The sequence below is a fragment of the Agarivorans sp. QJM3NY_33 genome (assembly GCF_050870865.2).
Classification (GTDB): domain Bacteria; phylum Pseudomonadota; class Gammaproteobacteria; order Enterobacterales; family Celerinatantimonadaceae; genus Agarivorans.
In genome coordinates this window covers 4,760,640-4,785,923 of the sequence record NZ_CP194039.2, presented here as the reverse complement: position 1 = coordinate 4,785,923, position 25,284 = coordinate 4,760,640, and the positions used below count along the sequence as shown (strand labels likewise).

24 protein-coding genes are annotated in these 25,284 nt (G+C 48.0%); 11 read left to right on the top strand and 13 right to left on the bottom strand.

From position 1 onward, the window contains the following. The first annotated feature begins 164 nt into the window (after nucleotides 1-164). The 3 genes from ACRRSY_RS21650 (at nucleotide 165) to ACRRSY_RS21640 (ending at nucleotide 3,124) form a co-directional block, all read left to right on the top strand. Complete coding sequence (locus ACRRSY_RS21650) at nucleotides 165-1,238, top strand: TRAP transporter substrate-binding protein (RefSeq protein ID WP_432455496.1); 1,074 nt, start codon at nucleotides 165-167, stop codon at nucleotides 1,236-1,238. 66 nt (nucleotides 1,239-1,304) lie between these two features. After that, nucleotides 1,305-1,805 carry a TRAP transporter small permease subunit gene (locus ACRRSY_RS21645; RefSeq protein WP_432460422.1) on the top strand — a complete coding sequence of 167 codons (501 nt, stop codon included), beginning with the start codon at nucleotides 1,305-1,307 and terminating at the stop codon, nucleotides 1,803-1,805. A 26-nt stretch (nucleotides 1,806-1,831) separates the two neighbouring features. Next, a complete protein-coding gene (locus ACRRSY_RS21640; protein ID WP_432455498.1) occupies nucleotides 1,832-3,124 on the top strand; it encodes a TRAP transporter large permease in 1,293 nt (430 codons plus the stop codon). 178 nt (nucleotides 3,125-3,302) lie between these two features. On the opposite strand, the gene ACRRSY_RS21635 is transcribed toward ACRRSY_RS21640, so the two are convergent. The 4 genes from ACRRSY_RS21635 to ACRRSY_RS21620 all read right to left on the bottom strand — a co-directional run bounded on the left by ACRRSY_RS21635 (nucleotide 3,303) and on the right by ACRRSY_RS21620 (nucleotide 7,641). Further along, nucleotides 3,303-4,991, bottom strand: coding sequence for an NAD-dependent malic enzyme (locus ACRRSY_RS21635; RefSeq protein WP_432460421.1), 1,689 nt, complete (start codon nucleotides 4,989-4,991; stop codon nucleotides 3,303-3,305). Between the two features lie 315 nt (nucleotides 4,992-5,306). Next, the gene (locus ACRRSY_RS21630) at nucleotides 5,307-5,930 is read right to left on the bottom strand and encodes a tRNA-uridine aminocarboxypropyltransferase (protein WP_432464011.1); all 624 of its coding nucleotides are present in this window, start codon (nucleotides 5,928-5,930) and stop codon (nucleotides 5,307-5,309) included. 81 nt (nucleotides 5,931-6,011) lie between these two features. Next, nucleotides 6,012-6,797: a hypothetical protein gene (locus ACRRSY_RS21625; RefSeq protein ID WP_432460419.1), complete on the bottom strand. Its 786-nt coding sequence runs from the start codon at nucleotides 6,795-6,797 to the stop codon at nucleotides 6,012-6,014. Continuing rightward, nucleotides 6,787-7,641, bottom strand: a complete 855-nt coding sequence (locus tag ACRRSY_RS21620; RefSeq protein WP_439033337.1) for a substrate-binding domain-containing protein — start codon at nucleotides 7,639-7,641, stop codon at nucleotides 6,787-6,789. Before ACRRSY_RS21620 ends, ACRRSY_RS21625 begins: the two co-directional genes overlap by 11 nt. A gap of 281 nt (nucleotides 7,642-7,922) precedes the next feature. Here ACRRSY_RS21620 and ACRRSY_RS21615 point away from each other — a divergent pair, with 281 nt between their 5' ends. Then, nucleotides 7,923-8,132: a hypothetical protein gene (locus ACRRSY_RS21615; RefSeq protein WP_432455503.1), complete on the top strand. Its 210-nt coding sequence runs from the start codon at nucleotides 7,923-7,925 to the stop codon at nucleotides 8,130-8,132. On the opposite strand, the gene menE is transcribed toward ACRRSY_RS21615, so the two are convergent. The 9 genes from menE to ACRRSY_RS21570 form a co-directional block, all read right to left on the bottom strand. Next, nucleotides 8,102-9,511: an o-succinylbenzoate--CoA ligase gene (gene menE, locus ACRRSY_RS21610; protein WP_432464009.1), complete on the bottom strand. Its 1,410-nt coding sequence runs from the start codon at nucleotides 9,509-9,511 to the stop codon at nucleotides 8,102-8,104. The genes ACRRSY_RS21615 and menE overlap by 31 nt on opposite strands. 96 nt (nucleotides 9,512-9,607) lie before the next feature. Beyond that, a complete protein-coding gene (locus tag ACRRSY_RS21605) occupies nucleotides 9,608-10,171 on the bottom strand; it encodes a HupE/UreJ family protein (protein ID WP_432455505.1) in 564 nt (187 codons plus the stop codon). Between the two features lie 12 nt (nucleotides 10,172-10,183). Next, nucleotides 10,184-10,828, bottom strand: coding sequence for an urease accessory protein UreG (gene ureG, locus ACRRSY_RS21600; protein ID WP_432455506.1), 645 nt, complete (start codon nucleotides 10,826-10,828; stop codon nucleotides 10,184-10,186). Nucleotides 10,829-10,859: 31 nt separating this feature from the next. Beyond that, a complete protein-coding gene (locus tag ACRRSY_RS21595; protein WP_432460416.1) occupies nucleotides 10,860-11,528 on the bottom strand; it encodes an urease accessory protein UreF in 669 nt (222 codons plus the stop codon). Continuing rightward, entirely contained in the window at nucleotides 11,528-11,974 is a 447-nt protein-coding gene (gene ureE / locus ACRRSY_RS21590) for an urease accessory protein UreE (protein WP_432464008.1), read from the bottom strand. Before ureE ends, ACRRSY_RS21595 begins: the two co-directional genes overlap by 1 nt. Before the next feature lie 11 nt (nucleotides 11,975-11,985). Continuing rightward, the gene (gene ureC / locus ACRRSY_RS21585; protein ID WP_432455509.1) at nucleotides 11,986-13,692 is read right to left on the bottom strand and encodes an urease subunit alpha; all 1,707 of its coding nucleotides are present in this window, start codon (nucleotides 13,690-13,692) and stop codon (nucleotides 11,986-11,988) included. Continuing rightward, a complete protein-coding gene (locus ACRRSY_RS21580) occupies nucleotides 13,689-14,012 on the bottom strand; it encodes an urease subunit beta (RefSeq protein ID WP_432455510.1) in 324 nt (107 codons plus the stop codon). The genes ureC and ACRRSY_RS21580 overlap by 4 nt, the downstream gene beginning before the upstream one ends. A gap of 35 nt (nucleotides 14,013-14,047) precedes the next feature. After that, the gene (gene ureA, locus ACRRSY_RS21575) at nucleotides 14,048-14,350 is read right to left on the bottom strand and encodes an urease subunit gamma (RefSeq protein WP_432455511.1); all 303 of its coding nucleotides are present in this window, start codon (nucleotides 14,348-14,350) and stop codon (nucleotides 14,048-14,050) included. Nucleotides 14,351-14,374: 24 nt separating this feature from the next. Continuing rightward, on the bottom strand, nucleotides 14,375-15,259 hold the full coding sequence (locus tag ACRRSY_RS21570) for an urease accessory protein UreD (protein WP_432464007.1): 885 nt from the start codon (nucleotides 15,257-15,259) through the stop codon (nucleotides 14,375-14,377). Between the two features lie 390 nt (nucleotides 15,260-15,649). On the opposite strand from ACRRSY_RS21570, the gene urtA reads away from it, so the two are divergent. The 7 genes from urtA (at nucleotide 15,650) to ACRRSY_RS21535 (ending at nucleotide 24,990) form a co-directional block, all read left to right on the top strand. Further along, nucleotides 15,650-16,945 (top strand): urea ABC transporter substrate-binding protein, encoded by a 1,296-nt coding sequence (gene urtA / locus ACRRSY_RS21565; RefSeq protein WP_432460412.1) that lies wholly within the window; start codon nucleotides 15,650-15,652, stop codon nucleotides 16,943-16,945. A 109-nt stretch (nucleotides 16,946-17,054) separates the two neighbouring features. Beyond that, nucleotides 17,055-18,662 carry an urea ABC transporter permease subunit UrtB gene (gene urtB / locus ACRRSY_RS21560; RefSeq protein ID WP_432460411.1) on the top strand — a complete coding sequence of 536 codons (1,608 nt, stop codon included), beginning with the start codon at nucleotides 17,055-17,057 and terminating at the stop codon, nucleotides 18,660-18,662. A 3-nt stretch (nucleotides 18,663-18,665) separates the two neighbouring features. Then, nucleotides 18,666-19,874, top strand: coding sequence for an urea ABC transporter permease subunit UrtC (urtC, locus tag ACRRSY_RS21555; RefSeq protein ID WP_432460410.1), 1,209 nt, complete (start codon nucleotides 18,666-18,668; stop codon nucleotides 19,872-19,874). After that, nucleotides 19,867-20,625, top strand: a complete 759-nt coding sequence (gene urtD, locus ACRRSY_RS21550; RefSeq protein WP_432464006.1) for an urea ABC transporter ATP-binding protein UrtD — start codon at nucleotides 19,867-19,869, stop codon at nucleotides 20,623-20,625. The genes urtC and urtD overlap by 8 nt, the downstream gene beginning before the upstream one ends. An 81-nt stretch (nucleotides 20,626-20,706) precedes the next feature. Then, the gene (gene urtE / locus ACRRSY_RS21545) at nucleotides 20,707-21,402 is read left to right on the top strand and encodes an urea ABC transporter ATP-binding subunit UrtE (RefSeq protein ID WP_432455517.1); all 696 of its coding nucleotides are present in this window, start codon (nucleotides 20,707-20,709) and stop codon (nucleotides 21,400-21,402) included. 365 nt (nucleotides 21,403-21,767) lie between these two features. Next, nucleotides 21,768-23,651 (top strand): methyl-accepting chemotaxis protein, encoded by a 1,884-nt coding sequence (locus tag ACRRSY_RS21540; RefSeq protein WP_432464005.1) that lies wholly within the window; start codon nucleotides 21,768-21,770, stop codon nucleotides 23,649-23,651. 259 nt (nucleotides 23,652-23,910) lie between these two features. After that, nucleotides 23,911-24,990, top strand: coding sequence for a hypothetical protein (locus ACRRSY_RS21535; RefSeq protein ID WP_432460407.1), 1,080 nt, complete (start codon nucleotides 23,911-23,913; stop codon nucleotides 24,988-24,990). Nucleotides 24,991-25,284: the final 294 nt, after the last annotated feature.

Sequence of the window (25,284 nt, the reverse complement as noted above, 5' to 3'; positions counted from 1 at the left end):
TATACCAAAGTATAAGGCTACGTGATCTTACGTAATCGAAAACCGTAGTTTAGCGGATAGCGTCCCGTTAACAATGTGATAACATTGTTGGTGCTCGATTCGTGAGCAGCGAATACTGGTCATACCTAAAATAATCAACGGATGATAAGGAAAGGGTGAATCACATGCTTAAGTCCCTCTGCAGTAAAACATTATTGGCTTCGGTCATTATTGCCTTTAGTTCCACGGCTTTGGCCGCAGAGAAAGTTTATAAATTAAAACTCGCCGAAAGCTGGGGGCCCAATTTTCCGGTATTTGGTGACGCAGTGAAAAACATGGTGAAAATGGCCGACGAGATGTCCAATGGGCGTTTAAAAATTCGGGTCGACTCCGCCAACAAACACAAAGCGCCGTTTGGCGTGTTTGATTTGGTGAAAAGTGGTCAATACGATTTAGGTCATTCCGCCTCTTATTACTATAAAGGTAAGGTCCCGAATACTCTCTACTTCACTACGATGCCCTTTGGTATGAATGCCCCTGAGCAACATGCCTGGTTGCAATATGGTGGCGGTCAAGCCTTGATGGATCAGGTTTACGCTGAGCATAACTTGCTGCCCTTTCCTGGCGGGAATACTGGAGTACAGATGGGGGGATGGTTCCGCAAAGAAATTAACTCGGTAGACGATTTAAAGAATCTTAAAATGCGTATTCCCGGATTTGCAGGTGAAGTATTGGCTAAGCTTGGCGCAACACCAGTGAATATTCCGCCCGGTGAGTTATATACCGCCTTAGAGCGGAATACTATCGATGCGCTGGAGTGGGTGGGGCCATCATTGGATCTGCGAATGGGCTTTCATAAAATCGCGCCCTACTACTACATGGGATGGCATGAACCAGCCACTGAGTTAATGTTTATCGCGAATAAGAAAAAGCTTGAAAGTCTACCGAAAGATTTGCAAGCGATCCTTGTGGTCGCGATGCGTAAGGCGGCTTACGACATGTTTATTCACTCCTATGCTGAAAGTGCCAAGAACTGGCAAACCATGTTGCAGGAGTATCCAAATATTCAAGTGAAGACCTTCCCAGTGACGGTGATTAAAGCCTTGAAGGAAGCCAATGATGCATTGCTCCAAGAGAAGGCTGCGAGCGACCCGATGGCCGCTAAGATAATTCAATCGCAACAGCAATTTATGCAGCAAATACGAGCTTATACTGCCATTTCTGAGCAAGGTTACTTAAATAGTACCCAAGATTTGTAGTGGCTTAAGGCGCTGGCGGCAGTGGCGGCTAGCGCCTCCATCGACAAATTAAAGGGGAGGTGAAAGATGTTGCGTTGGCAACGAGCTATTGATGGCTTTTCTAAAGGAATTGCGTCTCTCACTGCGGTATTGATGCTGTTGATGCTGGTAAATATCTTTTATGACGTGGTGATGCGTTACTTTTTTCGCTCCAGTTCAATTGGTATGCAGGAGCTGGAATGGCACTTATTCTCGGCGATGTTTTTATTGGGAATTGCCTCGACCTTACAGGCCGAAGGACACGTGCGAGTGGACATTATCTATGACAAGTTATCTCGTCGTAAAAAGGCTTGGATAGACAGCTTGGGGGTGCTGCTATCGCTGTTACCATTCTGTGGGTTGATGGCTTGGTACGGATATGACTTCGCCTTGGAGTCTTATCATCTTGGTGAAATTAGTGGTGACCCAGGTGGCTTGGCTTATCGCTGGCTAATTAAAGCGATGATCCCTATTTCAGCGCTATGTGTCGCGTTAAGCGGCCTAGGCATGTTACTCAAGAATTTAATTCAGCTGCGAAATCAGCACTAACTCGTCGTCGCTAAAAGGAAGTTTTCATGATTGGGATTGTCATGTTTTTCGTAGCCTTATGCATGCTATTAACTGGTTTTCCGGTGGCCTTTGTTTTTGGCGGCGTGGCGCTGGTATTTGGGGTTCTTTCCGAAGGCTTCGAGCTATTTGCATTTATGCCCTTTCGTATCATGAGCATCATGCAAAACTCAGTATTAATGGCGGTACCGTTGTTCATCTTTATGGGGATCGTGTTGCAAAAAACACGTCTTGCTGAACAGCTATTGGAAGCGATGGGCCAGCTATTTGGAGGCGTACGCGGTGGTTTAGCGGTCTCCACCATTCTAGTTGGCGCGTTGTTGGCTGCATCAACAGGCGTGGTGGGCGCTTCGGTGGTGGCGATGGGGGTTATTTCCTTGCCGGTGATGCTGAAATATAAATATAACAAGGGGCTTGCTACTGGCGTGATCTGTGCCTCGGGCACCCTTGGTCAAATTATTCCGCCGTCGATTATTTTGATTATTCTAGGGGATGTGATGGGAGTTCCGGTTGGCGACCTATTCAAGGCCGCATTAATGCCGGGAGGGGTGCTCGTTGGGGCATTCATTTTATATGTGTTGCTGATTGCCTTTCTCAAGCCTGAAATGGCCCCCGCTTTACCTAAAGATCAAGTTGCTGGGCATGGTCTCAAGCCTTGTTGGAAGGCCTTTAAGGCGATAGCTCCCCCCTTAAGCTTAATGATTGCGGTATTGGGCTCTATCTTCTATGGCATTGCTACGCCCACTGAATCTTCGGCGATTGGTGGTGTTGGCGCTGTTTTGTTGTCTTTGTTATATCGTCAGTTCTCTTGGAAAATTATTTATCAGTCGGCCTTGGAAACGGTTAACGTTACTGCGATGGTGTTCGCTATTTTCATTGGTGCGACGGCTTTCTCGATGGTGTTTTCCTACACTGGTGGCGAAGAGGTCATTGAGCAAGTGATGACCAGCCTTCCTGGAGATAAATGGGGATTCTTGATCTTAACGATGTTAGTCATATTGGTGCTGGGTTTCTTTATCGATTTTGTAGAAATATCGTTTATCGTGGTGCCGATGTTATATCCGGTTGCCGACCTGATGGGGATTAACTTAACTTGGTTTGCGATTTTGATCGCCATGAACTTACAAACTTCTTTTCTTACCCCGCCCTTTGGTTTTAGCTTGTTTTATTTAAAAGGTGTGGCTCCCCCAGCGATTAAAACCACCGATATTTACAAAGGTGTTATTCCGTTTATCGCGCTACAAATTTTAGTGTTGGTATCGCTACTTATATTCCCCGAGTTTTATGGTTTTTCGGTTTAGCTGAGTTTGAGATGATTGGGTGGCGATTAATCTTTGGTGGTATTTTATTGGGAATAAAGTGATAACAATCCTTGAAACATGCTGAATCAATCATCCGAAAGGCTCAGGAAGATTTAGTTTAACTCAAACCAAGTGCGAGCACTCAACAGCTTTAGAGACTGTTGAGTGCTTGCAAAGCCTAGAACGAAGTGCGCTTGTAGTGACGGTATTCTGGGCGCCAAAAGCTGGTTTCAATCGTCTGACTTAATACTTCATCAGAGATGGGGATTGCTAAACCCTGTTGCATGGCCGTTTTGGCGACCGCATAAGCGATGTGTTTGCTAACGATGCGAATTTCTTCGAGGGGAGGCAGCAAAGCCCCTTCGCCGTCATTGGCCAACGGTGAGCATTCGGCTAAGGCTCGGCTGCTGGCAATTAACATCTCATCACTGACTCGAGTCGCTTGACTCGCTAAGACGCCAAGGCCAATGCCGGGGAAAATGTAACTATTGTTACATTGGGCGATGGGGTAGCTCTGCTCTCCTAGTTTTACTGGAGAAAAGGGGCTTCCGGTCGCCACTAGCGCTTGCCCTTGGGTCCAACGAAGGATGTCTTCGGGAAGTGCTTCAACTCGGCTGGTAGGGTTTGATAAGGGTAATACGATGGGTTTTTCACAGTGCCGATGCATGGTTTCTATGATCGCTTGATTGAATACTCCCGGGGCGCCAGAGACGCCGATCAGCACGGTCGGTTTTGCGTGTTCGACCACATCGAGTAAGGATAGACTGTCACTGCTCAAGCCCCATAGTTGCTGCAACTCGGCGGGTTGTGCCAGGCGCTGTTGAAAGTCTAACAGGTTGGGCATGTTGCTTTGCAGTAAACCCCAGCGATCGACCATGAAAACTTGGCTGCGGGCTTGTTGTTCACTGATCCCTTCTTCGACCATGGCGCGCACAATCGCTTCGGCGATCCCACAACCGGCTGACCCTGAGCCAACAAAGGTGATCCTTTGTTCGCTTAACGCCGAGTCGGCGGCTTTACAGGCGGCTAATAATGAACCGACGACGACTGCTGCAGTTCCCTGAATATCGTCGTTGAAGCAGCACAATTGATCTTTATAGCGTTGTAAGAGTGGCATGGCATTTTTTTGGGCGAAGTCTTCAAATTGGATCAGAGCCTCCGGCCAGCGAACCATCACGGCTTGCATAAATAACTCAATGAACTGAGCGTATTCTTCGCCGCCGATCCGTTGATGACGCCATCCCATATACATTGGGTCATTCAATAGCTGCTGGTTGTCGGTGCCCACGTCCAATACGATGGGTAAGGTGTAGGCTGGGCTGATCCCGCCACACGCAGTGTACAGCGACAATTTACCAATTGGGATCCCCATGCCGCCGATGCCTTGATCGCCCAAGCCTAAGATCCGTTCGCCATCGGTCACCACGATAATCTTTACGTTGTGACGGGTGGCATTGTTCAGTAGTTCATCGATACGGTGGCGATTGGGGTAAGAAATAAATAGCCCCCGAGAGCGACGATAAATATTAGAGAATTGCTCACAGGCCGCGCCTACGGTGGGAGTGTAGATAATTGGCATCATTTCGCTGATATGGTCTTCGACGAGTCGGTAAAACAAAGTCTCGTTGGTATCTTGAATATTGCGTAGGTAAATATGTCGATCAAGATCATTGGTGAAACTTTGGTATTGTTTGTAGGCTCGTTCACTTTGTTCATCGATACTTTCGATGGCTTCGGGCAGTAGTCCCTCTAAGTTAAAGAAAATCCGCTCTTCTTGGCTGAAGGCGCTGCCTTTGTTCAGTAGTGGGGTTTCTAACAGTGCCGGTCCGGCATAGGGTAAGTAAAGTGGGCGTTTTTTATCATCCATATCGACAAGGTCTTTCGCTAAGCACAGAGGAATGGTTATTTTTTCACATTCTGCACACTAGGTCATGGTTATTTGTATCGAATGTTAGCTTAATGTTGATCGAATGTGGGCTTAATATAGGCGAGCCGGCACCGCTAGTAGATTGGGAAGGCATAACGCTTGGTAAACCAAGTATTACAGCCTGAGCATCTAAAAGCGACAACCGACTAATGTAATTATAAATCACAGCCGCTAAATCGCCAGTCCAATGTTGCGAATATGTTAATTTGATGATGCTTGTCACTATTTGTCGCTTGGCTATCCGTTCCTCAGGATTTAGTAACGGGCTTGAACTTGCTGAGGCATCGCCTTGAGTTGTTGAGTCACCAGCGCTTCCAATATTGCGGAGAGTGGCCTAGGGTTAAATGCTTCGACTTGCTGTAAGGCATAGCCGATTGCTTCGATAGTGGAGAGTCCCTGTGCAATGGCGGTTTTACGTATTTTATATTGGCCTTGAGGCGGGCTGGTAAAGTGAAACTGGGGCAGAGTATGTAACCAAGGGTTGAGGTGCCAGAGTTTTTGCGCTTTACGCCAGGTGCCATCTAAAAATATCAACGTGGGATAAAGCGCAGGCGTATGGAGAGTGGTCTGCTGAGTGAGCGCCAGACACGCCTGTTGTTCGAGGCTTTGACTGTGCTCACTGGGGTAAATTAGCCAATACTGTTGTGGTTGTTGCTCTACTGCTTGGCGTAAGGCGGCGAAATCCTCGGGCTGCTCACCAGGTATCAATTGCGCTTGCTCTAAGGCTAAACAAGCTAAGTGAGCAGTACCTTTGGCCTGCTTCTGTTCACTTGGGTGCTGTAAGATCATAAGCGGATGCCGATGCCGACAGTGTTGAATGTATGGGCATAAGCAGTGACTTTGTGGGCGTAAACAGCGGGCGCAATGGGGTCGACTCATGATCTCGATTGATGAATGTTGGAAATGGTTAATTATACCTATCTCGGCTTCAATTGGCATTGTCCGTTAGTGACGGCCCGTTCAAGCGACATCTTTCTGCTGCATCAAAAAGTGACGGAGGTCGCTCGGACAGTGCGCCGATAGATGAATGTATGTTGCTTGTTCGCCTAGCAGATTTGGCCAGGCTTTGAGGGTTCCTTCGGCTAAGCGTGATTCGACACTGATCTGTGGCAATATTGCCCACCCGAGGCCCGCTTGTAGCGCATCGAGTAGCAAGGTTTCACCCATGAACAGATTGCTTTGCTGTGGCTCCCTCATATCGAAAAGCTTTAAATGTGCGTCGAACTGCTGGCGATGATTCACTAGTTTGGGATGTGCCACTTTTACGAGCTGCGCTTGTTTCCAGGGGAATACTTCAGCTGCTGCATGTTGCTTGTTCGCTGAAAAACTAAAGTGTACCGAGTGTTGTTGAGAACCGCTAAAGCGGAGCTCCAATAGCGGATCATAACGATGTAACTGCTGTGCGAGTAAAGTTAACCAAGGGCTGGGAAACCAGGCTTGATAACTGATACTGAGTTGTAAACTTTTGGCCTGTTGCAAGTGCTGACAGTGTCGCTGGAGCTCGGCGTAACGACCCACAATTAGTTCGGCTTGTTCAACTAAGGCTAGGCCTGCGTGGCTTAATTGATAGAACTGACCGGTTTGTACAAATAGACTACAGGCCAGTTGCTGCTGCAGTTGTTCCAGTTGCTCTAGGATCCGCTCTGCGGGCAAAGCTAGCTGCTCGGAACAAGCATTGAGGTCGGCTTGCTTGGCTAAACAAACAAAGCTTTGTAAAGCGGCAAGGGTGGCGTGTTCATCCATCATAAGCGCTCAGTCCTAACAGGTTTAAGCAATGGGCGACCTGGCTGTCTCGTTGGCTGCTTAACCATAGTATTTCTATCTCTAATTTGGTTGGTGAAAAATAATTACTCAGGTGTAATTCAATTAAGCTGCCATTACGAAAGCTCGCTTCTAACCAATGCCGTGGGGCAAAGGCCCATCCCATACCTAATACCAATAGATCATGAAGGATCTCGCGATGTTCCAGTTGCCAACAATTGACTCGGTTGAGTTGTAGTTCGATGGGAAGATGAGGTAAGCAAAGCTGGCGATGGCCTTGTAATTGTTCGACACTAAGTTGTTGGTGTTTACTCAAACTATGCCGTGCAGCGCAGGCCAGGGCTAAGCTAAGATTGCAGTAACGGCGCGAATGGGTTTTTGCAGGTTTTTGCTGACGGGCAACTCGTAAGGCAATATCAATTTCCCCTTGGATTAATTGTTCTGATAGCTGTTGTGAGCCAAGTTGCACTAGTTTTAACTGTTGCAGCGATAGTTCGCTAATAAAGCGTGGATAGTAGTGCAATAGACTTTGACAAGGTACAAACTCATCTATTCCAATGATGATTTGCTGTGGCTGAATCGGGTGTTGTTGGTCACTGAGTAAGTTGTTTAGCTGAGAATGTAGTTGTTTCGCTCGTTGATAAAGTAGCTGCCCTTGCGAATTTAGGTTCTGGTAATCGTGATTAAACAACTGGCAGTTAAGCTGGCGCTCAAGTTCTATAAATAGTTGCTTGCGTTGAGTTGCGCTGGTTCGTTCAGGAAAATGGTGGCTTTGTTCGTAATATTGTACAAACTGACGCAGTAATTGGATGTTGGGAAGGGCCATCATTACTCGTTATGATTGGGAAGCCTTGTATAAGGCTAGCAGAAAATGATTGCAGAGTAAGCTGTTAGGATAAGCTTTCATCATTTTTGAACGCTGGTTTTTGTTTGTATCTGGAAGGCGGTGAAGCTGTTATTCGTGACCGGTAAGCTGATTTGCTCGCTTGTCTGTTGAATAAAGCTTGTCGGGGATCGCCAAGCGTGATAAATCTAAGTCGAGTGCAGCGCCGCTGTTTGGCGGGCGCGGGCACCAAGCGCTAGCGATTAATTTGGTTGTAAGGAGTGCTTATGAAAAGTGAAATCGATTTTGCAAAAACCGGTTTATTAAATCGTTATTTAGCTGAACGAGAGCAATTTTTGAAAGGGACTTGTTGTTTTGTTCCCGACAGTGAGATTAACTTGAAAGAACAGCAGCACAGCGCGCTGCAACATGCTTATCAACAATCTTGGATTACAATTTTTGAGTATCAACACTGGTCACAACAACTGGATTTGTGATTCGCTATCTTGGTTAATTCGCTGCGCGAGGGTTTCAGCGAATTGGTTTCTGGCAAAGCATAATAGGCTATCGGCAGTTTGATAGCCGCTAGTTGCCGCCGTAAGAATTGATTTAAGCGGTGGCTTGTCAAGCCGTTTGGACCGGCGATAAACGCTACTGGTCGCTGGCCGTACTCGGCGCTATCTTGTGCCACCACAATCGCCTGCCTAATTTGCGGGTGCTGCAACAAGGCCTGTTCGATTTCTTCTGGCTGGATGTTTTCACCTGCACAGATAAACATATGATTACTGCGACCTAAGGGATAAAGATTATCTTGCTGCATTCGCCCATGATCACCGCTGTTAAACCAGCCCTCTTGGTCGACGACTGGGCAAATCCTACCATTCTGCCAATAGCCGAGAAATAGTGTTTCGCCCCGTAGCAGGATTTGTTGTGCCTCTATTTTGGCTTGTCGGTAGGGCAGTAATTGATAGCCTCGCTGGCCTAATCGATGGTTGCGGGTGGCCACCTGTGAACTCATTTCGCTACTACCATAGGAGCTATAGACCTGAAATCCCCGCTCGAGCGCTGCATCGATGAGTCTATCATTGCAGGCTGCGCCGCCAATTAAGAGCGTGCTTAGCTGCAAATTGGCAGCGTTAAAATCGGGGCGCTGTAATAGCCGGTAAAGTTGCGTTGGTACTAAGGAGACATGGCTGGTGGCGCTGCTCACTAAGTCGGCATACAGTTGGCCCTTGTTCTGTGCCACGACGATCCCGGCCCCCGCTAATAGGCAACGCCATACAATGGCCTGTCCACCAATGTGATAAAGCGGCAAGGATAATAACCATTGAGATTGGGGCACCAGCGGGAGCATGCTGTGCGAACCCAAGGCACTGAAGTAATGATTTGTCCAACTGTGCACCACCGCCTTTGCTGGGCCACTGCTACCTGAAGTAAACACCATGCTTATCGCTTGGCTGGCTTGGATTTGGTCTGGCGAAATTGCCTTTAAATCTCTTTGCTGAGGATTAAATTCAACTCTTTGGCGACCGCTCAGTGTTGCTTGGCTATCAGTCCAATAGAACTTGGCATCAATTCGCTCGCTAAGGCTTTGCAGTTGACTCACTGGGTGATGGTGGTTGAGTGGGCAAAAAATATAGCCTAGTTCTAAACTGGCTAACTGTAGTAGCAACATGCGTAGCTGGTCATCACCAAAACAGCTGAGTCGGTCGCCTCGGCTAAGGCCTTGCCGACGCAGTTGTGCTGCGGTAACGCCCACCATTGCCTGTAACTGTTGATAACTATAGTGCTGTTCGCCAATACTCAGGGCCACCCGGTTCGGGTGTTGTTGGCAAGTCTGATGCAGCGGATGTTGCTGTAGGGGATCGCAATTCATGGCGGCATTATGCCGTACTTGGTGAGCTTTGTCGCCGCTAAGTCGATGCTTGGCGGCGAGTACCCAGTGCAGCAGGTTTGCTGCACTGGGTAAGGTTTAAGCGATTAAGGCTGAGATGCCAAAGAAGGCCGCTACGCTGGCATAGCCGCGCATCAACTTTAGACCATAGGGTGAACGTTGAACCAAGTTTCCAAGCAGATACCCCCCACAAATGATGGCTATCGAGCTGGCAATAAAGCCGGCAAAAAATAGCTTCACATCGGCGCTTGCTGGCACCTCATTACCATGCGCTGCACCATGAAGTGCGGCGACAATACAAACCGCAGCGGTCACTGCACTCGCCGAACTGGGCAGTAGCTTGGCCACTAATAGCGCCATCACTAACAGTGAAATGGCGAGACCCGTTTCCAGCATCGGTGGCACAAAACCAAAGCTGGCGACAACGGCGGCTAAAACTAAGGCGAACAGGCTTTGCATTAAGCTGAGCTTGAGTTTGCCCGTTTGACTGGCTAATAGACCAATAAGGCTTAAGGCGAGCAGGTGGTCAAGACCAGTCAGTGGATGTAAGATCCCCGCGCTCAAGCCATTATGAACGCCTTCATGGGCCAAGCTGGGGAAGCTGACCAGGGCGAGTAAACCAATACTAAGTAATTTTTTCATGGGAGATCTCCGTTAAAGGGTTGAATTGGCGAGGTTTGCAGAGCTTTCTTCTAACATGCCTTGCTCGATAATAAAGTTGATGATGTCTTGTAAACCTTGGTTGGTTTTGAGATTGCTAAAAACAAAGGGGCGTTCGCCGCGCATTTTTTTTGCATCGCGATCCATCACGTCCAGCGAGGCACCTACATAAGGGGCCAGATCGGTCTTGTTGATGATCAGTAGGTCAGATTTGGTGATCCCTGGGCCGCCCTTGCGGGGAATTTTATCGCCAGCGCTAACGTCAATCACATACAGGGTTAAGTCGCTCAGCTCTGGACTAAAGGTGGCACTGAGATTATCGCCGCCACTTTCTACCAGCACTAAATCTAGGCCTTGATGCCGACGGTTTAACTCGGCGATTGCAGCAAGGTTCATCGAGGCATCTTCACGGATCGCGGTATGGGGACAGCCACCAGTTTCAACCCCTAAGATCCGATCTTCGGCCAGTGCGTTGTGACGCAACAGAAACTGGGCATCTTCTTTGGTGTAAATGTCGTTGGTTACCACCGCTAGGTTAAAGCGGTCTTTCAGTTCACGACAAAGGGCGGTCAGTAAGGCGGTCTTCCCCGAACCGACAGGGCCACCGACCCCGACGCGTAAAGTTTGTTTAATGGTCATTTTATATCCTCGATTGGCTCAGTTTCGCCGATTAAGAGCGGAACAAGCGGCAGTATTGGGTTTCGTGAAGGGTGCTGGCCAAACTTAAGGCGGGCAGCGACCCGGTAATTTGTTCAAAGGGCAAAGCCAGGCCATAGGCGCGTGCGGGCGGCAACAAGGGTAGCAACTCGCTAAGTAGCTTTTGGCAGGCGGTTTGCCCGAGCGGTAGCGTTTTACCCGCCACCGCTAGTTGGTTTTCTAACCATGTCCATAGGTAGCCATCTGCCAAGTCGTTGAGTGGGATCTGCCAATGTTCACCAGCAACCGCAAACATACTGGTCCAGCTCATCGGTTCATCACTTAATGGCGCGATGATGTCGGCGTCGAGCTGTTGTAATAAAACGCGCAGCGCATTGCCCATTTGAACGTCTTCTAACTCTAATTCCCGAGTCTCTCGGCTGGCGATGAGTTCCAGATTAAGCTGTTCAAAGCGGCGGTAATCTTGTATCGACCAAGCTTGGTATAAGGCCGCGAGCATTGGGATATCCAGGCAGGCAAGGCCTGCTTCCAAACAGCCCTGGACCCAAGCTTTTAGCGCGGCGGGGTTAGTCACCCAAGCATTTTCGATGGCGTACTCCAAACCTTGCGAGTAGGCAAACCCTCCCACTGGTAAGCTGGGGCTTACCAGTCGCATGAGTTGCAGTTGCGCCATACTGGCCATTAGTGACTGTGTCCTGGTAAGTGGCTGTGATAGGCTCCTGTCTCGGGATCAAAGGGGCCTTGGTGTTGCTCCACCCGCAAACCGTACAATTCCACTAAATCTTGCAATACATGGTCGGGTTGAAAACGAACCCAACCCTCGCCAATTTGCAGAGGGGTATGGCGGTTGCCTAGGTGGTAACAGACTTTGGCGAACATCAATGGGTCATCGCTATAAGCGGTGGTGACCAGTTCATCGGCACTTCTAATTTCAACCACTTCACCATTGTCGGCTTCCAGCAGTTGACCATTTTGTAGCACCTGACCGCGTTCTAAGAAGAAGCCAATGTCTTGCTGGGCCTCGGTTTGCGCCTTGATCCGGGCCTTTTTGCGTAACTCGTAGCTCAATACCACACGGTGATGGACCGGACCATGGTAGTGATGGAGGGTTTGATACACCTTTAACATTCATTCTCTCCTTAAAATAAAAAGTAGCGCTGCGCCAGTGGCAGTTCGGTTGCAGGTTCACATTCCAGTAATTGGCCGTCGGCACGAACTTCATAGGTTTGTGAATCTACTTCCATATGGGGTTGATAGTGGTTATGCACCATGTCTTTCTTGGTGATGTTGCGGGTATTTTTGCAAGCTACCAAGCGACTCTGTAACCCGAGGGTATCCTGTACCTTGGCGTCCAGCGCCGCTTGACTGACAAAGGTGACCCTCGTTTCGCTCATGGCCTTGCCATAGGCGCCAAACATCGGCCGGTAATGAACCGGTTGCGGAGTGGGGATTGAAGCATTGGGATCGCCCATCGGTGCCGCAGCAATTGCCCCACCTTTGATGATGAGTGAAGGCTTTGCGCCAAAGAAGGCTGGTTTCCATAACACCAAGTCGGCTAACTTACCCACCTCCACCGAGCCGACTTCGTGGGCAATACCATGAGTAATCGCTGGGTTGATGGTGTACTTGGCGACGTAGCGTTTAGCGCGGAAGTTGTCGCAGCCTATAGCTTTATCTTCTTCGAGTAAGCCGCGTTGCTGCTTCATTTTATGCGCGGTTTGCCAGGTTCGGGTAATCACTTCGCCGACCCGCCCCATGGCCTGTGAATCGGAAGCAATCATCGAGAAGGCACCTAAATCGTGCAAAATATCTTCAGCAGCAATAGTTTCTTTGCGGATCCGTGAATCGGCAAACGCCACGTCCTCTGGGATTGACGGGTCGAGGTGATGGCATACCATTAACATGTCCAGGTGCTCATCCACGGTATTTACCGTGTAGGGGCGAGTTGGATTAGTTGACGAGGGTAATACATTGTCTAAACCACAAGCGGTAATGATATCGGGGGCGTGACCGCCACCGGCGCCTTCGGTGTGGTAGGTATGGATCACTCGGCCTTTAAAAGCGGCGAGGGTATCCTCTACAAAACCCGACTCGTTTAGGGTATCGGTATGAATGGCCACCTGCACATCGTAGTTTTCGGCCACGGTTAAACAGTTGTCGATAGACATCGGGGTGGTGCCCCAGTCTTCGTGAAGTTTGAGCCCCATGGCACCGGCAACCAGTTGTTCTTCTAGCGGGCGCGGTAAACTGGCGTTACCTTTACCTAAAAAGCCTAGGTTCATGGGAAAGCTGTCAGCCGCTTGCAGCATTTTACCTAAGTGGAAAGGCCCCGGAGTACAGGTAGTGGCATTGGTACCTGTGGCTGGTCCGGTGCCGCCACCTAACATGGTGGTGGTGCCAGACATTAAGGCTTCTTCGATTTGCTGCGGGCAAATAAAGTGAATATGAGAGTCGACTCCGCCAGCAGTTATAATTTGTCCTTCACCGGCGATCACTTCGGTACCAGCACCAATTTCGATATCAATATTATCTTGAATATCCGGATTGCCAGCTTTACCAATGGCCTGAATGCGACCTTCTTTAATCGCGATATCGGCTTTAACAATGCCCCAATGATCAAGGATCAAGGCATTGGTAATCACCGTATCGGGTACCATCGCACAGCTGGCTTGGCTTTGCCCCATGCCGTCGCGGATCACCTTACCGCCGCCAAATTTCACTTCGCTACCATATTGGGCGTAATCTTTTTCGACTTGAATGATGAGTTCGGTATCGCCTAGACGCACCTTGTCACCTAGCGTTGGGCCAAACATCTCGGCGTAGGCGCGTTTATCCATCTTGCTCATGCTTGCTCCTTGGTGTCTAAGGCACCCATTACTTCACCACGAAAACCGTAGACTTCGCGTTTACCACTTAAAGCAACCAGTTCTACTTGGCGACTTTGTCCGGGTTCAAAACGGACTGCGGTGCCTGCTGCAATATTTAGTCGCATGCCAAAGGCGGCCTTACGGTCAAAATGCAGGGCTGGATTGGTCTCGGCGAAGTGGTAATGTGAACCCACTTGTACCGGGCGATCGCCGCTATTGGCAACATCGATGCTAGTGGTGGCTAAGCCTTGATTGAGCTCTATCCAACCATCTTCAATAATTAGTTCTCCAGGTATCATCTGTCGTTCCTTGTTGTTGGTGCTAGAGGCCAGGCCTAAGGGATCGGGTTATGCACAGTGACAAGTTTGGTGCCATCGGGAAAGGTGGCCTCAACCTGCACTTCAGGGACCATTTCTGCGATGCCATCCATCACTTCATCGCGGCTGAGCAGGGTTCTTCCCCAACTCATTAATTCGGCGACGGTTCGGCCTTCGCGGGCACCTTCGACGATTTGCGCTGAAAGATAGGCAACGGTCTCTGGATAATTGAGTTTTAGGCCTTTGTCTTTGCGTCGCTCGGCAACCAAAAATGCGGTGAACAGCAGTAGCTTGTCTTTCTCTCTTGGTGTTAATTCCATATTTGCCTCGTAATTTGTGAGTAATTAGGTATTCCAAATGCGTGGTGCTATGGCTTCTCGGCCTAGGGTACATGGGCGGATCAGCGCCCATGCTGCTTCAAATTGCTGACGCACGGTTTCGGCCTGATCGCCTAAATAACGCAAGATAATTAGGCCTCTGACGAGGGTGATCCCCAGCTGTGGACAGCTAAGATGCTCCCGTAAAAGTTCTAATAGTTCGGTTTGCTTGGCCTCACTGAGCTGGTCAACGGTGGCTAGCATACAAGCATAGACATGTTTGCTTGCCAGCGCCGCTGGATTGTTGGCACTCACTGCGTTATGAATACGAGTATTCTCGATTAATAGTGGACGCTGCTCGCGATAAACCTTAATCGATTGCAATAATTCACCATGATCAAAATCTTCATCGCTGGCTTTACGACCTAAACAGGTGATTTCCCAGGCAATTAATTGGGCATTGCCATGTAGCTTAAAGTGACTGTCTAAACGGCCTTGAGCGCCATTAAACACGATGGTTTCCGGTGGTAGCCATTCCAAACTGCTATTGGTTTGTAGGTGAAACAACTGTTGTTGACTCTGTTGCTGGCGAGCAAGATTGGAGCGATACAGTTTGCCAGAGGCGGGAGTGGTGAGTAAGACCTTACTGCCTTCGGCACATGCTACGTTCATATGTAACTGGTCACCAGCCACTAAGCCCCCTGGTGGGTGCAATAAGTAAACGTGGCAACAATCGTTTGCTTGCAGCTCAGGGTGAAACGGTCGTTGCACCCGTAATGGGCCAATACTCTGGTTTAAGGTTAAGCGAGTCTTGGCCGCAATTGGCGCAAAACCTAGCTCGAGTTTGGCTAGCCAGCCTTGCTTAATTGGCGCCGGAGTACTGCTGTGCTTGACTTGAGTAAGCTGACTCACATCATTCCTTTTTAGCTAACTAGTTGTTTTTGACCTTATTTATTTAGATAAATACAGCAAGAACCAAACCAGCTTTTCCTGTACTAAGCAGCACTAGCTTGAATGCGTATTGGTCACAAATTCTTATCCTGATTGTGGATCTTTATGGTGCGAGTGCCTTGCTTTGGTGCAATAGATGAATACTTATTAGTCACTAAAATATTTTGGTGCATGTTTTTGAGGCAAATGTTCGATTCTTGTGCATTAGGATCTTGTGTTTCGCTTTGTCTCTGGGATTAACTGATTGTTTTATAATGATTTTGGTTGGTTGGCATGGTCAGTGCTGCAGTTCGACTAGCAATGCATGAGGTATCGCATGCTTTAAAAGCAACAAAAATAGGGAATATAGCAATGACACAACACAATACATGGAAGAAAATAGCCACAGTCGCCAGTGGCGTAGCTTTAGCTTTTTCAATGAGCGCAGCTCAGGCAGCAGATACTATCAAGGTCGGAGTCTTGCACTCCTTGTCAGGCACCATGGCGATCAGTGAAACCACACTGAAAGATACCGTGCTGATGATGATTGACCAACAAAACAAAAAAGGTGGCTTGTTAGGCAAAAAACTGGAACCGGTGGTGGTTGACCCTGCATCTAACTGGCCGTTGTTTGCCGAAAAAGCACGCGAATTACTGGACAAGGATAAAGTGGATGTAATTTTTGGCTGCTGGACTTCAGTGTCGCGTAAGTCGGTGTTGCCTGTGATTGAAGAATTAAATGGCATGTTATTCTACCCGGTACAATATGAGGGCGAAGAAAGCTCTAAAAACGTATTTTATACAGGGGCCGCGCCTAACCAGCAAGCAATCCCTGCCGTGGATTACTTGATGAGTGAAGAAGGAGTTCAACGTTGGGTATTGGCCGGTACCGACTATGTTTACCCACGCACCACCAACAAAATTCTAGAAGCTTACCTCAAGTCTAAAGGGGTCGCGCCTGCTGACATCATGATTAACTACACGCCTTTTGGTCATTCCGATTGGCAAACTATCGTTTCTGATATTAAGAAATTTGGTGGCGCAGGTAAAAAAACCGCGGTGGTTTCAACCATTAATGGTGACGCCAACGTGCCATTCTATAAAGAGTTAGCCAACCAGGGGATATCGGCTGAAGATATCCCTGTGGTGGCTTTCTCGGTGGGTGAAGAAGAGCTGTCTGGTTTTGATACCACTCCTTTGGTGGGTCACTTAGCGGCATGGAATTACTTCCAAAGTGCTGAGAGTGAAGCCAACGATGAGTTTATTGCCGCGTGGAAAGCCTATACCGGTGATGACAAACGCGTGACCAATGATCCTATGGAAGCGACTTATATCGGTTTCCAAATGTGGGCAGAAGCGGTTGAAAAAGCTGGCACGACCGATACCGATGAAGTCCGAGAAGCGATGTATGGTATTACCGTACCGAATCTCACTGGTGGATATGCCGTGATGAATACCAACCATCATCTGACCAAACCAGTGCTAATTGGTGAAATTCAAGCCGATGGTCAGTTCGATATCGTATGGCAAACCATGGGTGGTGTGATTGGCGATGCCTGGACGAACCATCTTCCTGAAAGTGCCCTGTTAGTTGCTGATTGGACCGCGCCAATTAGCTGTGGCAACTTCAATATTAAGACCGGCCAATGTTCAGGCCAGAACTATTAAGTCGGTTCGCCTGAACAGCTAAGCGCCTCCGGTGCTTAAATGAAAGGCGCGACTGAATTGCTTCGGTAGCGCCTTTTTTAATTGTTATCCATAGAAAGTAGGGATTGTTTTGAGCATATACATATCTCGTTTCTCCGCACTGTTGTTGGCTCTTTTATTCAGTAGTGCTTTGTTTGCAGCACCAGCCAGCGATTGGTCACAGACCGTGCAGACTTTAACCACCAAAAAAAACACCCAGAAGCAGCAAGCGATTGAACAGCTTATAGAAACTACCGATCCACGGAATAGTTTAATTTTTCAAAGTCTGTTAGACGCTAACTTGTACTACATCAAATCAAGCAAACAAGTGGTTATCGCTAAGCAGAAAGGTAAGCAATATGCCATTACTTCGGTAATTGATGGCAGTGATTTAGGCTCCCTGAAAAAAACGGCAATTAAGAAAATTACCGTGAATAACAAAATTCGCCGTCAACTGCGCAATGGTTTGGCGTTGGTCGGCTTGAATGCAGAGACCAGCGAGCAGCGCATTGCGGCGATCCGCTCGCTAATGAATGACGCAGATAGCTCATATTCTGGGCTCATCGAAAAGCGTATGGTGCTGGAGCAAGATCCGGCGGTGATCGCCAAACTTAAAGAAATGCAGGCGATCATTAACCTGCAATTTGCCGACCTATCGGCGCGTGCCGAGGCTGCGGAACTATTGTCTGGTCAGTTAGACCCTGCCTCACGTAATGTACTGGTAAAACAACAAACAATTGAAAAAGACGCCAAGGTGCTGGCCGCGATTAACGAGTCGATAGCGACCAACCAGCAGTTATTGCAACTGAATAGCGTCGCTGAAAATATCTATTTTGGCTTGAGTTTGGGGGCGGTGTTATTGCTGGCTGCGGTTGGCCTGGCGATTACCTTTGGGGTGATGGGCGTGATTAACATGGCCCATGGCGAAATGATCATGCTCGGCGCCTATACCACCTATGTGGTGCAACAGTTGATGCCTCATCATATCGAATGGTCGCTGTTGGTGGCGATCCCAGCGGCTTTTGTGGTTTCGGGGCTGGTGGGGATTTTGATCGAACGCGGGGTGATCCGTTTCTTATATGGTCGTCCGCTAGAAACTTTGTTGGCGACCTTTGGTTTAAGTTTGGTTCTACAGCAGGCGGTGCGCAGTATCTTTGGCCCTTTGAACCAAGCGGTGATTACCCCACAATGGATGAGCGGTTCGTTGGAAATTAACGGCGTGTTGTCGCTGACTTATAACCGCCTGTACATCATTATTTTCAGTTTTATGGTGGTTGCCCTGTTATGGACCATTTTGCGCAAGACCTTTTTCGGTCTGCAAATGCGGGCGGTGACGCAAAACCGAGCGATGGCCAATTCAATGGGGATCCGCTCGAGTTGGGTGGATGCCATGACCTTTGGCTTGGGCTCGGGCATTGCTGGTATTGCTGGAGTGGCCTTAAGTCAGTTGACCAATGTTGGCCCGAATTTGGGGCAAAATTACATTATCGATTCCTTTATGGTGGTGGTATTTGGCGGTGTGGGTAACCTGTTTGGTACGGTGATTGGAGCTCTGACCTTAGGGGTTGCGAACAAGTTAATGGAACCTTTTGCTGGCGCAGTCTTAGCCAAGATTTTGGTGCTGGTTTTCATCATTCTGTTTATTCAAAAGCGTCCTCGAGGTTTATTTGCCTTGAAAGGTCGTACGGTGGAGGACTAGTTCATGCCGAAGTCAGTATTCGTTCGATTTTTAGTGAAAGACAAAGTTGGCAACGCCATGTTGCTGGCCTTGTTATTGTCGGCGGTTTTAGTGCCCTTCATGAGCCTGGCACTTAGCCCGGAAAACCCACTCCATCTTAGCTCTTATTGGGTTACCTTGTTAGGCAAGTATCTGTGTTATGCCTTGCTCGCGCTGGCGGTGGATTTAGTGTGGGGCTATTGCGGCATCTTAAGTTTGGGGCACGGTGCATTTTTTGCCTTGGGTGGCTACGCCATGGGTATGTACTTGATGCGACAAATTGGCGACCGTGGGGTATACGCCAACCCAGAGCTACCAGATTTTATGGTATTTCTCGATTGGTCGGCGTTGCCTTGGTACTGGTTTGGTTTTGATTGGTTTCCCTTTGCCATGTTAATGGTGTTTTTAGCACCGGGTATTTTGGCCTTTATTTTTGGTTACCTGGCTTTTCGCTCCCGAGTGACCGGCGTGTATTTGTCGATTATTACTCAGGCCCTGACCTACGCCCTGATGTTGGCATTTTTCCGCAACGACATGGGTTTTGGTGGTAACAACGGCTTAACCGATTTTAAAGATATTCTTGGTTTTAGTTTGCAGGCGGAGAGTACCCGTGCGGTATTGTTTGCTTTGAGTGCGTTGGCATTAGCGCTGGCTTATCTGCTTTGTCGCTGGATTGTTAATTCCAAGCTGGGGCGAGTATTAATTGCGGTGCGCGATAGTGAAAGCCGGACGCGCTTTATCGGCTACCGGGTGGAACGTTTCAAGTTGTTTGTATTTGTGGTTTCGGCGATGTTAGCGGGGGTTGCGGGGGCGCTGTATGTGCCACAGGTTGGTATTATTAATCCTGGTGAATTTGCACCGCTCAACTCGATTGAGAGCATTGTTTGGGTGGCAGTAGGTGGTCGCGGCACTTTATTTGGTGCCATCTTTGGCGCACTGTTGGTGAACTTTGGTAAGTCTTGGTTTACGGGCGCTTTCCCCGAGCTGTGGTTATTTTTCTTAGGCGGTTTATTTGTGGTGACGACTTTGTGGCTTCCCAAGGGCGTCGTGGGATTATATGCCAGTATTAAGGCTAAGTTCGCCGCTCATTCTGCGCGAAAGCCTGCCATGACAACTTCCGATAGTAAAACAAACGCACAAGCTAGCCCAACAGCGGAGTCGGGCAAAAAAAGTGAAGGAGTGGTGAATGCGTAGCGTACATATTCCTCAAGACACAATCTTATATGTGGACGGTGTCACCAAAAGCTTCGACGGCTTTAAAGCCTTGAATAGTTTGTCGTTGATCCTTGAGCCGGGTCAAATGCGGGCGATTATTGGCCCCAATGGCGCGGGTAAAACCACCATGATGGATGTGATTACTGGCAAGTTGCGTCCCGATGAAGGCTCGGTATTTTTTAATAATGATGTGGACCTGACTCAATATGATGAAGCTGAAATTGCTAATTTGGGCATTGGTCGTAAGTTTCAAAAACCGTCGGTGATTGAAAATCTCTCGGTCTTTGAAAATCTTGAGTTAGCCCTCGCTGGGCATCGAGGGGTGTTTGAATCCTTGTTGCATAAACTCTCCAGGCGTGCTCATAAAACCATTGACGATACGCTGGCCTTAATCCGCTTAGCCGATAAACAAGATTGGCAGGCAGGCTCGCTGTCGCATGGACAAAAACAGTGGTTGGAAATTGGCATGTTAATTATGCAGGAACCGCAGTTGTTACTTATCGATGAACCGGCTGCTGGGATGACCGATGAAGAAACCGCTTTAACCGCCGAGTTATTTAAACAACTGGCCAAGAAGCACTCGCTGGTGGTGGTTGAACATGACATGGATTTTGTAAAAGCCCTCGATTGTCCGGTTACGGTATTACATGAAGGTTCGGTATTAGCTCAAGGCACCCTTGAGCAGGTACAGCAAAACCAGCAAGTGATTGAAGTTTATTTAGGGCGCTAGGAGGTCGTAATTGATGTTGGAATTTTGTCAATCAGGCTGCCATCACAGTGCCGCCAGCCAAGCGTTATGTAAGGTGGATAAATGTTAGAACTTTCTCAAGTGAATAGTCACTATGGCGCTAGTCAGGCGCTATACAGTGTGGATTTGAACGCTGAAGCGGGCAAGATCAGCTGTGTACTGGGTCGTAATGGGGTGGGCAAAACCACCTTGCTGAAGGCGCTGGCGGGCCAACAAGCAATTAGTGCCGGTCGCATCATGTTTAACGGTAAAGATATTAGTAAACTGTCGGCCGCACAGCGTGCCAAGCAAGGCATTGCCATTGTGCCGCAGGGGCGCGAAATATTTGGTCAGTTAACGGTTCTGGAAAACTTGAAAACTGGTTTTTCGGTGCTGCCGAAGTCGGAACGTTTTATTCCCGATGAAATTTTTCGTTTGTTTCCAGTATTGAAGCAAATGCTCAGCCGTCGCGGCGGTGATTTATCGGGCGGGCAGCAACAACAACTGGCGATTGCCCGGGCCTTAATTATGCAGCCAAAGTTGTTGATGCTCGATGAACCTACTGAAGGCATTCAGCCTTCAATTATTAAAGATATTCAAAAAGTACTGGCGCTGCTGCGCGATCGCGGTGAAATGGCGATTGTATTGGTAGAGCAGTACTTTGATTTTGCGGTGGCTTTGGCCGACCATTACACCGTACTCGATCGAGGTAATGTGGTCTTGCAAGGTCGTAAAGAGGACGTCGATGAGGCTGATGTAAAACGTTGGATGAGTGTTTAAGTTTTTAGCCACTTTAAGCGACACTGATCAAGCCGCTCTTTTGAGTGGTTTTTTTGTCGCTATTGTTTGGCCTAACGTTACGCTTTGAGCTTGATCGTTGCGTTTCATGAGGCTGCGGGTCAGAAGTATGATTTAGTCAAAGATCACGTTTAATTCAATCTTGCTCACGCTGGTAGATGATAAACCTGCGTTATTAAATATTTAAAGTTATAATGCTCAATATCTTGGGCTGTGATGGAGAATCAAGCCAAGAATTCTCATCTATTCACTTTGTCGATGATCATATTGTTCAATGACCACCGTGACATAGTGTCGACCGCCGTTAGGCGGGCATAGCTGTTTCCTTTTCCCAATAGAGGTTATGAATGTTTAAAAAAATATCCCTGAAAAATAAACTCGCCATTTCTGCTAGCTTGGCGATTATTTTGGGTGGATTACTAGTAGAAGCCCTATCATTTAGGGCATCTTTGTCGCGCCTCGATTATGATGTGGAGCAACGACTACTTAGCTCTTCGACTGCTTATAATCAATACGTAAGCAATTGGTTGTTATCCAAAGAACGGGCTTTGACATCTTTGAGTGAAGCCGCTCAAGAGCAACAACTGGTACTGCATTTACAACAAATTCGTGATTCGGGAGCCTTCGATAATGTGTTCCTCGCATATCCCGATGGTTCGCAAAAAAATGCCAATGGCGTGGTATTGCCAGCGGGCAACAATGACCCGCGTCAGTGGGGGTGGTATATCAATGCGAAAGCCAAGCCGAGTGAAGTTTTTATGGATAACCCAACCGTAGCCGCGGCCACTGGGGCCAATGTGGTGTCATTGGGTAAAGCTTTAAGGCTGAATGGTCAACAAGTAGTCTTGGGCGCAGATGTTGAAATTACCGATATTATTAATACTCTGGATAAAGTGATTTTACCGGGCCAGGGGGACATGTTCATCGTGAACCAGCAAGGCCAGTTTTTCGTGTATTCAGACACTAAGTTATTAAATAAATCGGTGGCAGAGCGGGGTTTAAACTACGCAGATATCCAAAATGCATTGCGTGTCGGTAAAACTGCCTCGGTGAATATCCAGGGTGAGCAGTTTGTTTTATTTGCTAAAGCTATCGTCGGTACTAATTTGGCGACGGTGATTGTGGTGAATCACGATTCGTTGGTTAAGCCCTTGTTTGCAGCAGTTTGGGGACAAGTGATGGCGACTCTGGCGGTTGTGGTTGTGTGTGTCATTTTATTCAATTTGTTGTGTAACATCTTATTCAAACCATTGGGGCGAGTGTCGAGTGCCTTAGCCGAGTTTGCTCAAGGCAGTGGTGATTTAACTCAGCGGATCGATATCGATAATCAAGATGAAGTGGGTGAGCTGGCCAATAACTTTAATATTTTTGTCTCAAGTCTGCAGCAGCTGATCAGCCATGTGCAGCAGCAGTCGATCCAGTTAACACAGCAATCGGAATTAGGTATTCGCAGCGCCAATGAGACGGTTGCAGAAATTGAAGGCCAGCAGCAAGAAATTGTTATGGTTGCGACTGCTGTGACCGAGATGGCCTCGGCCACAGTCGAGATCGCCTCGCATGCGGATAGAACAGCACAGGCCACTCACGATTCGGCGAGTAGTACAAACCACGGTCATGAGTTGGTGGTGAATAGCAAGGCTTCGATCAACCGTCTGGCCAACGAGGTGCAGGAAGCAGGTTCGGTGATCGCCGATTTAAGCCAACATGCCATGGAAATTAGTACTGTGTTAACCACAATCCAAGGGATTGCCGAGCAGACCAACTTACTGGCTTTAAATGCGGCGATTGAGGCAGCTAGAGCTGGAGAACAGGGGCGTGGTTTCGCGGTGGTTGCCGACGAGGTTCGAGTATTATCGCAACGCACGCATACATCTACCGAAGAGATTAAAGCCACCATCGATATGCTACAAAAAACTAGCGAGCGTGCTGTCTCGTTGATGGCCAGTAGTTCTGAGCTAGCTAGCGGATCGGTGGATGATGCCGATAAGGCGAGCGATGCCTTAGAAGAAATCACCGCTTCGGTGATGTTAATTCGAGACATGGCTACTCAAATTGCGACCGCCGCAGAAGAGCAAACCCATGTTTCAAATGAAATTTCACAAAATGTAGTGGCGATTCAAGATGTGACTGAAAACCTGATCTCGAGAGCGAATAATAGCTTAAAACAATCACAAGCCTTACAAACGCATGCCGAAGAACTCAATAGCGATGTTAAAACTTTTAAATTGTAAGCCGTGATCGTGTGTTTAAAGGGACGCATTGCGTCCCTTTTGATTTAGGGAGCGTGACTGTCCTGTGCAGCGATAGACATTGTTATCGGTATCGAGCGGGTGTGTTTCGAGATTGGCCGGGTGATAATTTACCCAGAGCGTTTTAGTTGACAATAAGTAAAAGTGTAATCATTTGATTTATAAATTAAAAATAACTTACTACCTTGTGGCCCGAAAATTGTTTGAGTGAATCAGACAAGAGTTTTCTACGGAGTGAGTTATGGACGAGCATGCAAAGGGAAGCTCAGCCCCTTTTAAACCTTTATTCGACACCACTCGGTTTTTCAGCCGCAATGTTAATCGGCTACAGAGCCAATTTTCCTCTTATCAGCCACCGTCTTTTCAGTCCTCGCCCTTCGGTCAGCACTTGGATTCCGTGAAGGACTGGACCCAGCAACGCCGTAACACCTTTCACCAACAGTTAGATTCAAGCGTTCAGGAATCTGCCGTAGTCGCCAACAATAAAGGCAGAGAAATGCTTAAGTTTAAGAGCAGCCAGGATGACTGGCTACCTCAACGTATCCAAAAAGCGGTGTATAATAAGGGCGTTGATGTATTGGCAGATAATAGCGAACGTTTGCTTCGATACGGGAAAGGTTATGCCAGTGGTGTGGGCGATAAAATGCCTTCTAAAACAATGGAACGTTATCATCCTGGCAATATTGCAAGGCTCTTTACTCAGCCGGATCAGTCAATGCGCTATCTGCAGCAGCGCAAAGCCCAGCTGTTGCAGCCGTGGGAGCTGTACCAGAGTCCAACTCAGTTTGGTAAGCAGAAAATGGGGGAAGCTAAACGTACTTTTTGGAATATGCATGAGCGGTATCAGGAGTTGGACTCTGGAAACAAGCTGGCCCACGGTGGTCGAGCCGCTGTCGATTATACTCAGGAAAAAATTGCACCGGTGTTAGGCTCCAGTTTATTGGCATTCTCGCTCTACCATCGTTACCAACAGCGGCAAAATACCAATCAGGCAATGGACCGAATGTTTCCTCGGCAAACCCGCGTGGGTAAAACGGCCCGCTTCCTACCGACCCGGATGATGTTCACCAAGCCTCTCTCAAGGGTGGTTGGTAATCCTCGTTTGTCCTTAGCCTTGTTGACTTATGGTGCGCTGACAGGCGTCGGGCAGAGTATAAAAGACAGCATGGACTTACAGCATTCGGCGCCGAATACCTTTAGTCGCTTAAAACAGGATAACCGCGAAATGTATAAGTCGTCTTTTCAGCGGGACTTACAGAGTTCGGTGCAGAACACCAGCAGGACCCGCTCTCAGTCGACAGATTTGACTGGACACAAATAGTCTAAGCTACGAGCTTGTTTGTTGCAGCTTGAAGCAAGGCATGATTCCCTTATCAAGTGAAATAGACAGCACCGAAAGCGCTGTCTATTTCATGGTTTTACAAAGAGCGTCTAACTACTCTTGGTGATGGCAGCTAGCTATAAGTGATTTGTCTTAATTGATAGTTGATGGTTATGGTTGATGATCATTTTTTAGTGTAAAACTTTGCTAAATTTGAGTTAAAACTTATGTCTTTATATGGTCAATACCAGTAGCCTGTGTTGGTAGAAGTGTTTAGCAGACAAAGAGTGACTG

Bases quoted from the DNA above. Each gene is read 5' to 3' on its own strand.
- ACRRSY_RS21640 (WP_432455498.1), top strand. From the start codon at position 1,832: ATGATTGGGATTGTCATGTTTTTCGTAGCCTTATGCATGCTATTAACT.
- urtA (WP_432460412.1), top strand. From the start codon at position 15,650: ATGACACAACACAATACATGGAAGAAAATAGCCACAGTCGCCAGTGGC.
- menE (WP_432464009.1), bottom strand. From the start codon at position 9,511: ATGAATTGCGATCCCCTACAGCAACATCCGCTGCATCAGACTTGCCAA.
- ACRRSY_RS21595 (WP_432460416.1), bottom strand. From the start codon at position 11,528: ATGGCCAGTATGGCGCAACTGCAACTCATGCGACTGGTAAGCCCCAGC.
- ACRRSY_RS21620 (WP_439033337.1), bottom strand. From the start codon at position 7,641: ATGATGGCCCTTCCCAACATCCAATTACTGCGTCAGTTTGTACAATAT.
- urtC (WP_432460410.1), top strand. From the start codon at position 18,666: ATGCCGAAGTCAGTATTCGTTCGATTTTTAGTGAAAGACAAAGTTGGC.
- ACRRSY_RS21535 (WP_432460407.1), top strand. From the start codon at position 23,911: ATGGACGAGCATGCAAAGGGAAGCTCAGCCCCTTTTAAACCTTTATTC.
- ACRRSY_RS21580 (WP_432455510.1), bottom strand. From the start codon at position 14,012: ATGATACCTGGAGAACTAATTATTGAAGATGGTTGGATAGAGCTCAAT.
- ACRRSY_RS21615 (WP_432455503.1), top strand. From the start codon at position 7,923: ATGAAAAGTGAAATCGATTTTGCAAAAACCGGTTTATTAAATCGTTAT.
- ACRRSY_RS21635 (WP_432460421.1), bottom strand. From the start codon at position 4,991: ATGGATGATAAAAAACGCCCACTTTACTTACCCTATGCCGGACCGGCA.
- ACRRSY_RS21630 (WP_432464011.1), bottom strand. From the start codon at position 5,930: ATGAGTCGACCCCATTGCGCCCGCTGTTTACGCCCACAAAGTCACTGC.
- ureG (WP_432455506.1), bottom strand. From the start codon at position 10,828: ATGACCATTAAACAAACTTTACGCGTCGGGGTCGGTGGCCCTGTCGGT.
- urtD (WP_432464006.1), top strand. From the start codon at position 19,867: ATGCGTAGCGTACATATTCCTCAAGACACAATCTTATATGTGGACGGT.
- ACRRSY_RS21540 (WP_432464005.1), top strand. From the start codon at position 21,768: ATGTTTAAAAAAATATCCCTGAAAAATAAACTCGCCATTTCTGCTAGC.
- ureA (WP_432455511.1), bottom strand. From the start codon at position 14,350: ATGGAATTAACACCAAGAGAGAAAGACAAGCTACTGCTGTTCACCGCA.
- ACRRSY_RS21605 (WP_432455505.1), bottom strand. From the start codon at position 10,171: ATGAAAAAATTACTTAGTATTGGTTTACTCGCCCTGGTCAGCTTCCCC.
- urtE (WP_432455517.1), top strand. From the start codon at position 20,707: ATGTTAGAACTTTCTCAAGTGAATAGTCACTATGGCGCTAGTCAGGCG.
- ACRRSY_RS21650 (WP_432455496.1), top strand. From the start codon at position 165: ATGCTTAAGTCCCTCTGCAGTAAAACATTATTGGCTTCGGTCATTATT.
- ACRRSY_RS21645 (WP_432460422.1), top strand. From the start codon at position 1,305: ATGTTGCGTTGGCAACGAGCTATTGATGGCTTTTCTAAAGGAATTGCG.
- ureE (WP_432464008.1), bottom strand. From the start codon at position 11,974: ATGTTAAAGGTGTATCAAACCCTCCATCACTACCATGGTCCGGTCCAT.
- ACRRSY_RS21625 (WP_432460419.1), bottom strand. From the start codon at position 6,797: ATGATGGATGAACACGCCACCCTTGCCGCTTTACAAAGCTTTGTTTGT.
- ureC (WP_432455509.1), bottom strand. From the start codon at position 13,692: ATGAGCAAGATGGATAAACGCGCCTACGCCGAGATGTTTGGCCCAACG.